At 58.7% G+C, this 12,288-nt stretch carries 20 protein-coding genes and 1 pseudogene; all 21 read left to right on the top strand.

Going from position 1 to position 12,288, the window contains the following annotated elements; translation table 11 throughout:
• Window positions 1–6 precede the first annotated feature (6 nt).
• The 21 genes and pseudogenes from fusA to rplO all read left to right on the top strand — a co-directional run bounded on the left by fusA (window position 7) and on the right by rplO (window position 12,244).
• Entirely contained in the window at window positions 7–2,163 is a 2,157-nt protein-coding gene (gene fusA, locus BV106_RS29465; protein ID WP_038170836.1) for an elongation factor G, read from the top strand.
• Window positions 2,164–2,200: 37 nt separating this feature from the next.
• Window positions 2,201–2,509, top strand: coding sequence for a 30S ribosomal protein S10 (rpsJ, locus tag BV106_RS29460; RefSeq protein WP_009963539.1), 309 nt, complete (start codon window positions 2,201–2,203; stop codon window positions 2,507–2,509).
• A 23-nt stretch (window positions 2,510–2,532) separates the two neighbouring features.
• The gene (rplC, locus tag BV106_RS29455) at window positions 2,533–3,171 is read left to right on the top strand and encodes a 50S ribosomal protein L3 (RefSeq protein WP_038170835.1); all 639 of its coding nucleotides are present in this window, start codon (window positions 2,533–2,535) and stop codon (window positions 3,169–3,171) included.
• Between the two features lie 21 nt (window positions 3,172–3,192).
• Window positions 3,193–3,801: a 50S ribosomal protein L4 gene (gene rplD / locus BV106_RS29450; RefSeq protein WP_038170834.1), complete on the top strand. Its 609-nt coding sequence runs from the start codon at window positions 3,193–3,195 to the stop codon at window positions 3,799–3,801.
• A 1-nt stretch (window position 3,802) separates the two neighbouring features.
• Window positions 3,803–4,087 (top strand): 50S ribosomal protein L23, encoded by a 285-nt coding sequence (gene rplW, locus BV106_RS29445; RefSeq protein WP_038170833.1) that lies wholly within the window; start codon window positions 3,803–3,805, stop codon window positions 4,085–4,087.
• Between the two features lie 44 nt (window positions 4,088–4,131).
• Window positions 4,132–4,968 carry a 50S ribosomal protein L2 gene (gene rplB / locus BV106_RS29440; protein WP_038170832.1) on the top strand — a complete coding sequence of 279 codons (837 nt, stop codon included), beginning with the start codon at window positions 4,132–4,134 and terminating at the stop codon, window positions 4,966–4,968.
• A gap of 40 nt (window positions 4,969–5,008) precedes the next feature.
• Complete coding sequence (rpsS, locus tag BV106_RS29435) at window positions 5,009–5,287, top strand: 30S ribosomal protein S19 (RefSeq protein WP_009963533.1); 279 nt, start codon at window positions 5,009–5,011, stop codon at window positions 5,285–5,287.
• 47 nt (window positions 5,288–5,334) lie between these two features.
• The gene (locus BV106_RS29430; protein ID WP_038170831.1) at window positions 5,335–6,120 is read left to right on the top strand and encodes a hypothetical protein; all 786 of its coding nucleotides are present in this window, start codon (window positions 5,335–5,337) and stop codon (window positions 6,118–6,120) included.
• 14 nt (window positions 6,121–6,134) lie between these two features.
• Window positions 6,135–6,524, top strand: a complete 390-nt coding sequence (rplV, locus tag BV106_RS29425) for a 50S ribosomal protein L22 (RefSeq protein ID WP_009963531.1) — start codon at window positions 6,135–6,137, stop codon at window positions 6,522–6,524.
• A gap of 34 nt (window positions 6,525–6,558) precedes the next feature.
• Entirely contained in the window at window positions 6,559–7,383 is an 825-nt protein-coding gene (gene rpsC / locus BV106_RS29420) for a 30S ribosomal protein S3 (protein ID WP_038170829.1), read from the top strand.
• 59 nt (window positions 7,384–7,442) lie between these two features.
• Entirely contained in the window at window positions 7,443–7,862 is a 420-nt protein-coding gene (rplP, locus tag BV106_RS29415) for a 50S ribosomal protein L16 (RefSeq protein WP_029190678.1), read from the top strand.
• Between the two features lie 38 nt (window positions 7,863–7,900).
• Window positions 7,901–8,086 (top strand): annotated as a pseudogene (rpmC, locus tag BV106_RS38965) (50S ribosomal protein L29); the annotation flags it as partial.
• 145 nt (window positions 8,087–8,231) lie between these two features.
• Window positions 8,232–8,513 (top strand): 30S ribosomal protein S17, encoded by a 282-nt coding sequence (rpsQ, locus tag BV106_RS29405; RefSeq protein ID WP_009963524.1) that lies wholly within the window; start codon window positions 8,232–8,234, stop codon window positions 8,511–8,513.
• A gap of 58 nt (window positions 8,514–8,571) precedes the next feature.
• Window positions 8,572–8,940: a 50S ribosomal protein L14 gene (rplN, locus tag BV106_RS29400; RefSeq protein WP_029190677.1), complete on the top strand. Its 369-nt coding sequence runs from the start codon at window positions 8,572–8,574 to the stop codon at window positions 8,938–8,940.
• On the top strand, window positions 8,937–9,179 hold the full coding sequence (rplX, locus tag BV106_RS29395) for a 50S ribosomal protein L24 (protein WP_009963521.1): 243 nt from the start codon (window positions 8,937–8,939) through the stop codon (window positions 9,177–9,179). The genes rplN and rplX overlap by 4 nt, the downstream gene beginning before the upstream one ends.
• A 78-nt stretch (window positions 9,180–9,257) precedes the next feature.
• Window positions 9,258–9,842, top strand: coding sequence for a 50S ribosomal protein L5 (rplE, locus tag BV106_RS29390; protein WP_038170826.1), 585 nt, complete (start codon window positions 9,258–9,260; stop codon window positions 9,840–9,842).
• 29 nt (window positions 9,843–9,871) lie between these two features.
• The gene (gene rpsH / locus BV106_RS29385; RefSeq protein WP_038170824.1) at window positions 9,872–10,270 is read left to right on the top strand and encodes a 30S ribosomal protein S8; all 399 of its coding nucleotides are present in this window, start codon (window positions 9,872–9,874) and stop codon (window positions 10,268–10,270) included.
• Between the two features lie 18 nt (window positions 10,271–10,288).
• Window positions 10,289–10,825 (top strand): 50S ribosomal protein L6, encoded by a 537-nt coding sequence (rplF, locus tag BV106_RS29380; RefSeq protein ID WP_038170822.1) that lies wholly within the window; start codon window positions 10,289–10,291, stop codon window positions 10,823–10,825.
• Between the two features lie 21 nt (window positions 10,826–10,846).
• Window positions 10,847–11,203 carry a 50S ribosomal protein L18 gene (gene rplR / locus BV106_RS29375; protein WP_038170821.1) on the top strand — a complete coding sequence of 119 codons (357 nt, stop codon included), beginning with the start codon at window positions 10,847–10,849 and terminating at the stop codon, window positions 11,201–11,203.
• A 17-nt stretch (window positions 11,204–11,220) separates the two neighbouring features.
• Window positions 11,221–11,760: a 30S ribosomal protein S5 gene (rpsE, locus tag BV106_RS29370; RefSeq protein WP_038170820.1), complete on the top strand. Its 540-nt coding sequence runs from the start codon at window positions 11,221–11,223 to the stop codon at window positions 11,758–11,760.
• Window positions 11,761–11,794: 34 nt separating this feature from the next.
• The gene (gene rplO / locus BV106_RS29365; RefSeq protein WP_038170818.1) at window positions 11,795–12,244 is read left to right on the top strand and encodes a 50S ribosomal protein L15; all 450 of its coding nucleotides are present in this window, start codon (window positions 11,795–11,797) and stop codon (window positions 12,242–12,244) included.
• Window positions 12,245–12,288 lie beyond the last annotated feature (44 nt).

The raw sequence follows: 12,288 nt of genomic DNA, 5'->3' as shown, positions 1-12,288 counted from the left end.
TGACTCATGTCCGCCACCCCGAATTCCCCCCAACGCGAGTACCCGCTTGAGCGGACCCGCAACATCGGCATCTGCGCCCACATCGATGCCGGCAAGACCACGCTCACCGAGCGTATCTTGTTCTACACCGGGATGATCCACAAGATCGGTGAGGTGCACGACGGTGCAGCCACCACGGACTGGATGGAACAGGAGAAAGAGCGCGGGATCACGATCACCTCCGCTGCTGTGACCACCAAGTGGAAGCAGCTCCCCGGGCCAGGTACGGTCAAGCTCTTCGAAAACCAGGACATTCGCGTTAACATCATCGACACCCCCGGTCACGTGGACTTCACGGCTGAGGTGGAGCGCTCCCTGCGCGTTCTTGACGGTGCGATCTTCGTGCTTTGCGGCGTGGCTGGTGTGCAGCCCCAGTCCGAGACGGTTTACCGTCAGGCTGAGAAGTACGGTGTGCCTCGTATTGCGTTCGTCAATAAGATGGACCGTACTGGTGCCAACTTCCAGCGTGTGGTGGAAGACGTTCGCACCAAGCTGGGCGCAAACGCCTGGCCGATCCTCATCCCGATCGGTGCTGAAGACAGCCTTCGTGGCCAGATCGACGTGGTGAACAAGAAGGCCGTCATCTTCTCTGACGATGACAAATTCGGTTCCACCTACGAAGTTCGCGAACTTGAAGGCGATCAGGTTGACATCGCCAATCAGGCTTACGATGAACTCGTCGAAGAACTCTGCAACGTGGACGATGAAATCGGCACGATGTTCCTCGAAGAGAAGCCGATCTCAGTCAATGACGTGAAGCAGGCTCTCCGCCGCGCCGTCATCGGTCTCAAGATCATCCCGATGGCAGGTGGTTCTGCCTTCAAGAACAAGGGTGTTCAGTATCTTGTGGACGCCGTGGTGGATTACCTCCCAGGCCCCCTCGACATTCCAGCCGCCCAAGGCCAGAGCGCTGACGACGAAGCAATCAAGATCGAAGCCCGTCCGGACGACGGCGAGAAGTTTGTCTCCCTCGCTTTCAAACTCTGGAGCGACAAATTCGTCGGTAAGCTGGTGTTCTTCCGTGTGTACTCCGGCTGCGTCAAAAAAGGCGACGTCGTTTACAACCCCCGCACCCGCAAGACTGAGCGTGTGGGCCGCTTGATCCAGATTCAGGCCAACCAGCACAAGGACATCGACTGCTGTTATTCCGGTGACATCGCCGCCATGGTCGGCATCAAGAACGTCACCACGGGCGACACCCTCGCCGAAGACGATTACGATATCTTGCTTGAGCCCCCGTCGTTCCCAGAGCCAGTTATTTCCATGGCCGTGGAACCCAAGGCCAAAGGCGACCAGGAGAAGATGGCCATGGCCCTCCAGCGCCTCTCCGACGAAGATCCGACCTTCGTGGTCCGGACCGACGAAGAGACCGGCCAGACGATCATCGCCGGCATGGGCGAGCTTCACCTCGAAATTCTGCGCGACCGTATGCTGCGCGAGTTCAAGGTGGACACCAACGCTGGTGCTCCGCAGATCGCTTACCGCGAAACGCTTACCAAGGAAGCCGACGGCGAAGGCAAACTCGTCAAGCAGTCCGGTGGTCGTGGTCAGTACGGTCACGTGATCCTCAAGGTGTATCCTTCCGAGCGCGGCAAGGGCATCACCGTGGAGAACAAAGTGGTCGGCGGTACGATTCCCAAGGAATACATCAATGCCTGTAAGTCGGGCGTGAACGAAGCCATGCACAATGGCATCATCGCTGGCTACGAAGTGGTGGACATCCACGTGGACATCCTTGACGGATCCAGCCACGAAGTGGACTCCAACGAAAACGCCTTCAAAATGGCGGCCATCTTCGCAGTCAAAGACGCCCTCAAGAAAGCCAAGTGTATCATGATGGAACCCATCATGGCAGTCGAGGCCACCACTCCTGAGGAATATCAGGGCGACATCATGGGTGACATCAACCGCCGCCGCGGTCGTATCACCGCGATCGACAGCCGCAACAACATGAGCATCGTGAAGGCCGAAGTGCCCCTGGCTGAAATGTTCGGCTACAGCACGACGATCCGCACGCTCTCCAGCGGCCGCGCATCCTACTCGATGCAGCCGTCCCATTTCGACCAGGTGCCGCAACAGATCGTGGACCAGATCGTCGAGCAGCGCGGTGGCAAGAAGGCCTAATTAACAACCAACATTTCAACCAGCGGGAGTACCCATCATGCAAAGCCAACGCATCAGAATCCGCCTGCGCGCCTACGACTATCGCGTCCTGGACAAGTCCACGGCCGAGATCGTCGAGACCGCCAAGCGTACCGGCGCCAAAGTCGCGGGACCGATCCCTCTTCCTACGCGCATCGAGAAGTTCAACGTGAACCGCTCACCGCACGTGGACAAGAAGTCCTCCGAGCATTTCGAAATCCGCACGCACAAGCGCCTGCTGGACATCGTTGACCCGACCGCCCGCACAGTGGACGAGCTCAAGAAGCTCAACCTCCCGTCCGGCGTGGACATTACCATTCGCATCTAAGTCACACCTGAGGATTACCATCCATGAGCATCGGATTGATTGGCAAAAAAGTGGGGATGACCCAGGTTTACCTCAAGGACGGCAGTGCCGTCGCTGTGACGGTGATCGACGTGGCCGGCAACCAGGTTGTCCAGGTCAAGAACGCAGACAAGGACGGCTACAGCGCCGTGCAAGTTGGCTATAACGACAAGAAGGAAACTCGCTGCTCCAAGCCGGAGCTGGCACACTTCAAGAAGCACAATGCTTCCGCGAAGTATGTCATCCGCGAATTCCGCACGGAAGGGGAGGCCCCTGAGGCCGGTTCCACCCTCGGTGCAGACAAGTTTGCTGACGGTGAGTATGTCGATGTGATCGGCACCACCAAGGGCAAGGGTTTCTCCGGCGTTGTGAAGCGTTACAACTTCAAGGGCCAGCCCGCTTCCCACGGTTCCATGATGCACCGCCGGACAGGTTCCATCGGTTGCCGTCTGACCCCTGGTCGCGTCTGGAAAAACCAGAAAATGCCCGGACGCCACGGCTTCGACCGTCGCACGACACAGAATCTTAAAGTGGTCCAGAGTCGCGCAGAAGACGGCGTGCTCCTGATCGCGGGCGCCGTTCCCGGACCGAATGGCAGCTATGTCATCGTCCGTCCTGCTCTCAAGAAGCAGGCCAAGAAGTAATTTGAAAGGAGTGCAGTCATCATGGCATCGAATGTATTAACGATCGACGCGGCCAAGCAGGCCAATGTGCAAGTGGTGGAGGGCCGCAAGGGCGCCCACGCGTTGCATGACACTATCATCGCCTACCGCGCCAACCGCCGCCAGGGTAACGCCTCCACGAAGTCGCGCAATGAAGTTGCCGGCAGTGGCAAAAAGCTCTGGAAGCAAAAGGGAACCGGCCGCGCTCGTATGGGCAGCGCCCGCTCCCCGATCTGGAGTGGTGGTGGCGTGGTCTGGGGTCCCAAGCCCCGCGATTACTCCAAGAAGATCCCTCGTCAGGTGAAGACCCTTGCGTTCCGCACGGCGCTTACCTCCCGCATCAACGACGGAGACGTGCTGGTTACGGCTGACTTCCAGGTCGCCGACGGCAAGACTAAGAGCTTTGTCGCCGCCATCGCCGGCCTCACGGATGCCCGCAAGGTGCTCGTGCTCGCCAACAGCTTTGACGAGCTGACATTCCGCAGCGGACGCAACGTTCAGAACGTGCAGCTCATGGCCGCCTCTGACGTGAATGCCGAGAACCTTCTCGCGTTCGACAAGATCATCATCTCGGGCGACGCCCTTGAAACCATCGCCCGGAGGACTGCCTAACATGAAAGACCTTTATCAAGTCATCAAGACCATCCGGTTGAGCGAAAAGGCCACCGTTCTTGGCGAAACTCTCAACGAGTACGTCTTCAACGTGGATCCCCGCGCCAACAAGCTTGAGATCAAGCAGGCTGTTGAGAAGATCTTTGGCAAATCGGTCGTCGGCGTCCGCACGATGAACTACGCTGGCAAGAAGAAGCGCGAACGTCGCGCCGACTTTGGCCGCACCAACCACTGGAAGAAAGCCGTCGTCCGGCTCAAAGACGGCGAGAAGATTGAACTCGCCTAGTCGACGGCCCGAGCAACCGCCAACCTATTTCCAAACCCAGCGTTATGGCTCTTACTACTTACAAGCCCAACACGCCCTCAAACCGCTACAAGCAGTGGCCTGGTTTTGAGGAAATCACCAAGAGCACCCCGGAGCCGAATCTCACGGTGGCCCTCCGCAAGAGCGGTGGTCGCAACAACACCGGCCGCATCACGTGCCGCCACATTGGTGGTGGTCACAAGCGCCGGTACCGTCTCATTGATTTCAAGCGTTCCCGTCGTGACGACGTCGCCACCGTGGTCGGCATCGAATACGATCCGAACCGCTCCGCCCGCATCGCCCTCATCCAGTTCGCAGACGGCCAGAAGAGCTATATCCTCGCTCCGGTCAAACTCGAAGTGGGTGCCAAGGTGGTCGCAGGTGAGAAGGCAGCACCAGAAGTGGGCAACGCCCTTCCTCTGAGCCGCATTCCTCTCGGTACGCAGATCCACAACATCGAAATCACCCCGAACAAGGGTGGCCAGATCGCCCGATCCGCCGGCCAGGCAGCCATTCTCTCCAACCGTGAAGGTGACTTCGCCCTCGTGCGTCTTCCCTCCGGTGAGATCCGCAAGATCCTTGCGGTGTGCTACGCAACCATCGGTCAGGTGGGCAACGTGGAGCACATGAACGTGGTGAGCGGCAAGGCCGGTCGTACGCGCTGGCAGGGTGTTCGCCCGACAGTCCGCGGTATGTGTATGAACCCCATCGACCACCCGAACGGTGGTGGTGAAGGTCGCTCCAAGTCCGGTGGTGGTCGCCAGCACCTTCTCAGCCCCTGGGGTCATGCCAAGGGTCAGAAGACCCGCAAGAAGCGGAAGTACTCCAACCGTCTCATCGTGCAGGGCCGCAAAGGCAAGTAACTGCAATTTAGAAACTTACTGATTCAGCCCTCCTCTTACCATGGGACGCTCACTTAAAAAAGGACCTTTCGTCAACCAGAAACTCCTCTGGAAGATCGACCAGCTCAATGAGACCGGCGCCAAACGCCCTATCAAGACCTGGGCCCGCAGCTCCATGATCACACCTGACTTTGTTGGTCACACCTTCTTGGTGCACAACGGCAAGGACTTCGTGAGCGTGTATGTTTCGGAAAACATGGTCGGTCACCGCCTGGGTGAATTCTCACCCACCCGTACCTTCAAAGGTCACGGCGCGCACACCGCCAAGGTCTCCAAGTAACCGGTCAGACCCTCCTGGTCCTTCTATTCCAGACTTTCAGACGCCTCATGAAATTTCGAGTTCCAATCCTGAACCTCTCTACCGCACCGCTTCTGGCGATGCTGGTGGTGGCTGGGCAGGCCTCGGGGCAGTCGAAAGAGGTTCTGGAAGTCCGGGAGGCCCGGGCCACCGCCCAGATTTCTGCCGCCCAGATCGCTGATTTGGAAACGCGGCTCAACAAGGCCAAGGAGCAGATCAACTCTCTCTCCGAAAGCCTGGCAGCTGCCAATGGTGAAAGCCAGCAGTCACGCGAAGCTTATGAAAAGCTCCGCGTGCAGATGGAAGGCCTTGGTATTGCCGCACTCGACGCCACGGATGCCGTGCTTCGGGAGCGGATGCTGACCGCGTTGAGCGATCTGCGAATTCTTGAAACTCAAAAACGAGCGCTTCAGAGCGCTCTCTCCGGCCTGTCAGAGGCTGCATCGGGCATTGTCAGCTCCGGTGTGAATCTGGCTCCGGAAGCCAAGACCAACCTGACAGAGAAGCTCACCGCTGCAGACCGCGCGCTGGCCTCTCTCAAGGATCAAGGCGAAACGGCGGTTGCCGACCTTCAAAACGCCCGTGTGGTGAGTTTGAAGGACGATCTAGGCATCGCCATCCTCAACGTGGGCTCCAGGCACGGCGTGCATCCTGGAATGCCCTTCTCTCTTTATCGTCAGGACAAACCCATCGCCCGCGCCGTGGTGGTGGATGTCCGCAGCGGCATCTGCGGCGCAGTTGTTCAAGAACTGATCAACAAGGCAGAACCTGTGAAAGTCGGCGACACCGGTAAGGTGGAAGCAATGAAAGGTTAACACGAAGCAACGTCATGGAAGTAAAATCCGTCCTCAAATACGCGAGAATCTCCGACCAGAAAGCCCGGGAAGTGGCCCGTGCCATTCAGGGGATGCCGGTTTCTCAGGCTCTCAGCGTGTTGAACTTCACCCCGAAGAAAGCCGCCCTCCTCATCGGCAAGGCTCTGCGTTCCGCAGTGGCCAATGCTGAAAACAACCACGAGATGGATGCGGATGAACTTTTCGTCAAAAGCGCCACGGCCACCAAGGGTCCGGTGCTGAAGCGAATCATGCCCCGCGCCCGCGGTTCCGCCGGCGGCATCAAAAAGCGCATGAGCCACATCACCCTCATCCTCGCCGCCAAGGAAGCGGAGGCTGAGAAGAAGCCGAAGGCAGCGAAAGCCGCCAAGGCCGAGGCCAAGTAACCGCCCGTCCGAACCACCAACGAATCACAAAGCTATGGGTCAGAAAGTTCATCCTATCGGTTTCCGCCTCGCCGTCACCAAAGACTGGCGCTCCAAGTGGTACGCTCCTGAAAAGGAGTTTGCTGACTTCCTTCACGCCGACCTGGCAATTCGCAGCTACCTGAAGGGCAAGCTGTCCTCGGCCGCTCTCGCGAAAATCGTGATCGAGCGTGCGTGGAACCTCGTCCGCGTGACGCTTCACACCGCCCGTCCGGGCCTTGTGATCGGTCGCAAAGGTCAGGAAATCGAAGTGATGAGCGTCGAGATCTCCAAGATGTGCGGCGGCAAGCAAGTCAAGATCGACATCATCGAGATCAAGCAGCCTGAGCTGGATGCCCAGTTGGTTGCCGAGACGGTGGCGACCCAGCTTGAGCGTCGTATCTCTTTCCGGCGCGCCATGAAGCGTGCGGTGCAGACCGCCATGGACATGGGTGCTGACGGCATTCGTATCCGTTGCGCCGGTCGTCTCGGTGGTGCGGACATCGCCCGCGCTGAGCAGTACCGCCAGGGCAAAGTGCCTCTTCAGAGCCTTCGTATCCCGATCGACTATGGCTTCACCGAAGCTCGTACCGTGTACGGCATCATCGGCGTGAAGTGCTGGTTGAACCGCAAGCCCGAAGTGGAAGGCGCTCCTCAGGCCGAGCGTCGTGATAATCGCGAACGCCGCCCTCGTGGCGATCGCGACAACCGTGGCGGCGACCGCCGTGGTGGTGGTGGCGGTGGAGACCGCCGTGGTGGTGGTGACCGTGGCGGCGACCGCCATTCGGCTCCCGCACCGGCCCCAGCTCCCGCTCCCGCTCCAGCCCCTGAGCAGGCTTAATCCTGCACGGACCGAGTTTACAAGAGTAACGATCAGCAACCTTTTGGAGGAATCAAGTTATGGCAATGTTGCCCAGCAGAGTTAAGCATCGCAAGACCCACCGCGGAAGCCGCGCGGGAAATGCGACCGTAGGAAACAAGGTCAGCTACGGCGAGTTCGGTCTCCAGACCCTCGAGCGCGCCTGGATCAAGAACACGCAGATTGAAGCCTGCCGTGTGGCGATCACCCGCCACCTGAAGCGTAAAGGCTCCGTGTACATCCGCATTTTCCCACACAAGCCAGTGACCGCCCGTCCGCCAGAAACCCGAATGGGTAAAGGTAAGGGTGCTCCAGAGTTCTGGGTTGCCGTGGTTTATCCTGGCACGATGCTCTTTGAAGTGGCTGGCGTGAGCGAGGCTCTTGCCCGCGACGCTTGCCGCCTGGCAGCAAACAAACTCGGGGTTCGCACGCGCTTTGTAACGCGTCAGGCGATGCACTAACACGTTGACCATTAAGAGATAGCGCAGGAAGCGACGATATGAAGATCAAAGAACTTCGCGAATTGACCAATGAGGAAGTCGGCGGAAAGCGCCGTGAACTCAAGCAGGACGCGCTCAACATGCGTGTCCAGCAGGCCAGCGGCCAGCTGGAGAACCCCTCCCGTCTCAAGCAGGCGCGTCGCGACGTGGCCCGGATGGAGACCATCCTGTCTGAGCGCCGCCTCAACCTGACCGTTGGCAAGAAGTCAACGGACGCCGCCCCGGCTGCAAAGCCCAAGGCAGCAAAGAAAGTGGCGGCCAAGAAGGCCCCTGCAAAGAAAGCCGCGAAGAAAGCCGCGGAGTAACCAAATTAAAGGGAGACCCTGAAAGATGAGCGAAGTGACCGCTAACGAAACCGCCGCAACCAAGGCGCCTGTCCGCAAGACCCGCGTGGGCGAGGTTGTGTCCAACAAGATGTCGAAGACGATTGTGGTGGAGGTGGAGCGCCGCGTGCCGCACCCCCAGTTCAAGAAGATCGTCCGCATGACCTCCAAGTTCTACGCCCACGATGAAGAAGGCACCGCCAAAGTTGGCGACAAGGTGCGCATCGAGGAGACCCGTCCGCTGAGCAAGCTCAAGCGCTGGAAGTTGGTGGAAGTTCTGGCCCACTAAGCCGGGCAGGCATTCGCATCGAATCAGGTAACTTTACCAACCCAAGGAGGATCAGCTTATGTTGCAGATGGAATCCGAAATCGCGATCGCCGACAACACCGGCGCGCGTATGGCCGAGATGATTGGCGTCATCGGCAAGAAGAACAAGCGCACAGCCGGGGTGGGGGACATCATCACCGCCCACGTCCGCGTCTCAACCCCCACCGCCCAGGTGAAAAAGGGTGAAGTGGTCCGGGCCGTTGTGGTTCGCACCGCCGCCCCGATCCGCCGCAATGATGGCTCGATCCTGCGCTTCGACAAGAACGCGATCGTCATCATCGACAAGGACAACAACCCCCGCGGCACCCGCATTTTTGGCCCTGTGGCCCGTGAACTGCGCGACCGCAACTTCATGAAAATCGTTTCCCTCGCACCCGAAGTGCTATGAGCAGAATCAAAACACACGTCAACAAAGGCGACCTCGTGGAGGTCACTAGCGGGGCCCACAAGGGTTCCCAGGGCAACGTTCTTCAGGTCGTTGCCAAGAAAAATCAGGTTCTCGTCGAAGGCGTGCGCATGATCAAGAAAGCTGTCCGTCCTTCTCAGGACAAGCCCCAGGGCGGTATTATCGAGCGCGAAGGCCCAATTCACATTTCGAATGTGAAACTTGTTGAAAAGAAGAAATAACCAGGCAATTTGCCAGCCCCGTATTCGCGGCCTCACAGTGGGGCCGCGGGGTGTGAAACCAACTAGGGTGTCATCATCATGCAGCCAGAATTGTTAACGCTATATAAGGATAAAGTCATCGCGCATCTCCACAAGGAGCTCGGTCTTACCAACATCCATCAGGTGCCGAAGCTGGAGAAGATCGTCATCAACTGCTGCGTGGGCAAAGAAGCCGACCGCAAGCAGGCTGTCGAAGACGCGGTCAAGGAAATCGTCCTGATCACCGGCCAGAAGCCGATCGTGACCTTCAGCAAGAAGGCGATCGCGAACTTCAAGCTGCGCGCCGGTGAAGCCATCGGGGTCAAGGTGACTCTTCGCGGTGTGAAGATGTATGACTTCATGATGCGCCTGGTGCGCACTGCGATTCCCCGCATTCGTGACTTCCGTGGGATCTCCGGTCGTGCTTTCGACGGCCGTGGTAACTACACGCTCGGCATCGCCGACCAGTCCATCTTCCCTGAGATCGAGCTCGACAAAATCAAGCGCTCCCTGGGTTTTGACGTCACCTTCGTGACGGACGCCAGCAATGACGACCATGCCCGTGAGCTGCTTCGCTGCCTCGGCATGCCCTTCCGCGCGAAAGGCGGCAACAAGGCGGACACTGCCGATCTGGCAGCTGCCTAACCAACCATTTCAAGACCGAGGCCAATAAGATGAGCGTTTTGACCGACCCCATTTCTGACTTTCTCACTCGCATCAAGAATGCGAGCCGCGCTGCCAAGGAAGGCGCAAGCGCACCGTATTCCAAGATCAAGGCGGAAGTCGCCCGTATCCTTCAGGAAGAAGGATACATCTGGTCCTATGAGGTGCAGCCGAACGACGGCAAGCCCCAGATCCAGGTGAAAATCAAGTACCAGGGCAAGACCCCCGCGATCACGGATGTGAAGCGCGTGAGCAAGCCCGGTCTGCGTCACTATGTGGGCGTGGATGATGTCCCCCGCGTTCTGGGTGGCCTTGGTATCACCATTCTCTCCACGCCGAAAGGCGTGATGACGGGCGCCAAAGCGCGCAAAGCAAATGTCGGCGGTGAGCTGCTGGCCAAAGTCTGGTAAGTCAGGAGGAACTGAATCATGTCACGAGTAGGTAAACAACCCATCGCGCTTCCGGACAAGGTCAACGTCAAGATCACCGGCAAGAACGTGCACGTCGAAGGCCCCAAGGGCAAACTCGATTACGTGCTCCCTGACGGTATCTCGCTTCAGCAGGACGGCAACGTCCTCGCTGTGAACCGCGCCTCCGAAGATCGCCGTGTGCGCGCTTTCCATGGCACGGCCCAACGCCTCATCAGCAACATGGTGCAGGGTGTGAGCACAGGCTTCAAGAAGGACCTCGAAATCCAGGGCGTCGGTTTCCGCGCCGCTGTTAAAGGTTCCCACCTTGACCTTAGCCTTGGCTATTCTCATCCGCTGCTTCACCCCATTCCCCAGGGCCTCAAGGTCACGGTGAATGAAAACACGAAGATCAGCGTGGAAGGCATCGACAAGCAGGTCGTCGGCCAGTTCGCTGCAGACGTCCGTGGCTACTACCCGCCGGAGCCTTACAAGGGCAAGGGTGTGCGTTACGTGGGCGAATACGTCCGCCGTAAGGAAGGCAAGAGCGTCAAGTAATCCATTTCGCAGAGACACATCATGGCTACCATCAAACGCAAAGCGATCCGGCGCCTCGTTCATGCCCGTATTCGCAAGACCCTCCGGGGGACGGCCGAGCGCCCCCGTCTCGCGGTTCATTTCTCCAATCAACGTGTTTACGCCCAGCTCATCAATGATGACGAGGGCAAGACGATTGTGTCGGCTTCGACCATCGAAGCGACGCTTGCCTCCAAGGCTGCCAACGTGGCCAACGCCACCAAGGTGGGTGAGGCGATCGCTGAGCGCGCTCTTGAGAAGAACATCACGAGCGTGGTGTTCGACCGCGGCGGTTTCTTCTTTCACGGCAAAGTCAAAGCGCTGGCTGATGCCGCACGCGCCAAGGGTCTTCAGTTCTAATCATCACTCGCAACACTATGGCAACGTTTAACAGGAACCCCCGGGGCGGCAATCAGCGTCAGGAATCCGAGTCCCGTTCCGACATGTCCGAGAAGGTGGTTTTCATCAACCGCTGCGCCAAGGTCGTGAAGGGTGGTCGTCGCTTCAGCTTCAGCGCCCTCGTGGTGGCTGGCGATCTGAAGGGCAAAGTTGGCTTCGGCTTCGGCAAAGCCAACGAAGTTTCCGACGCGATCAAGAAAGCGACGGAGTCTTCCCGCAAGGATCTCGTGAAGGTCAATATTCTCAACGCCACGATCCCTCACGAAGTGATGGGTGAACATGGCGGTGGTCGCGTCCTGCTCAAGCCCGCCTCTCCTGGTACGGGCATTATCGCTGGCGGCGGTGTGCGTGCGGTGTGTGAAGCAGCTGGCATCAAGGACGTCCTTGCGAAGTCCTTCGGCTCCAGCAACCACGCCAACGTGGTGAAGGCAACTCTGGCGGCTCTCGCTGCTCTGCGCCTTCCTGATGAAATCCTCAAGATGCGCGGCAAGAAAGTGGCTGAGAAAGCCGCTCTGTAAGGTCGCCTGGCAACCTATATCCTAGATTAAGACTATGAGACTGCACAACCTCAAACCCCAGCCCGGGGCCAAGCATCGCCGCAAGCGTGTTGGCTGCGGAGAGAGCTCGGGTCACGGCAAGACCTCTGGCCGTGGTAACAAGGGTCAGAAGGCCCGTTCCGGTGGCGCTATCCGCCCCGGTTTCGAAGGCGGCCAGATGCCCCTTCACCGCCGTCTTCCCAAGAAGGGTTTCAACAACACGCAGTTCCGTGACACAACGGAAACGGTGAATGTGGGTGACCTTGATGGCCGTTTCGACGACGGCGCAGTGGTGAATGAGCAGACCCTCCGTGATGTGGGTCTTGTGAACCGCCGTTGTGACGTGGTGAAAATCCTCGGCGACGGCGTCGTGGAGCGGAAGTTGACCGTCCAGGTGGACAAGATCAGCGCGTCCGCCAAAGAGAAGATTGAAAAGGCTGGCGGTACGGTAACTCTGACCGCATAAACCTTGCCTTGCGGCTAGGTTACATCAATGTTCTTCGCGAGCGG

Source organism: Verrucomicrobium sp. BvORR106, assembly GCF_000739655.1.
In the GTDB taxonomy this organism is placed as follows: domain Bacteria; phylum Verrucomicrobiota; class Verrucomicrobiia; order Verrucomicrobiales; family Verrucomicrobiaceae; genus Verrucomicrobium.
The sequence above is the reverse complement of the archived record's forward strand: the minus strand, read 5'-3'. Positions and strand labels throughout refer to the sequence as shown.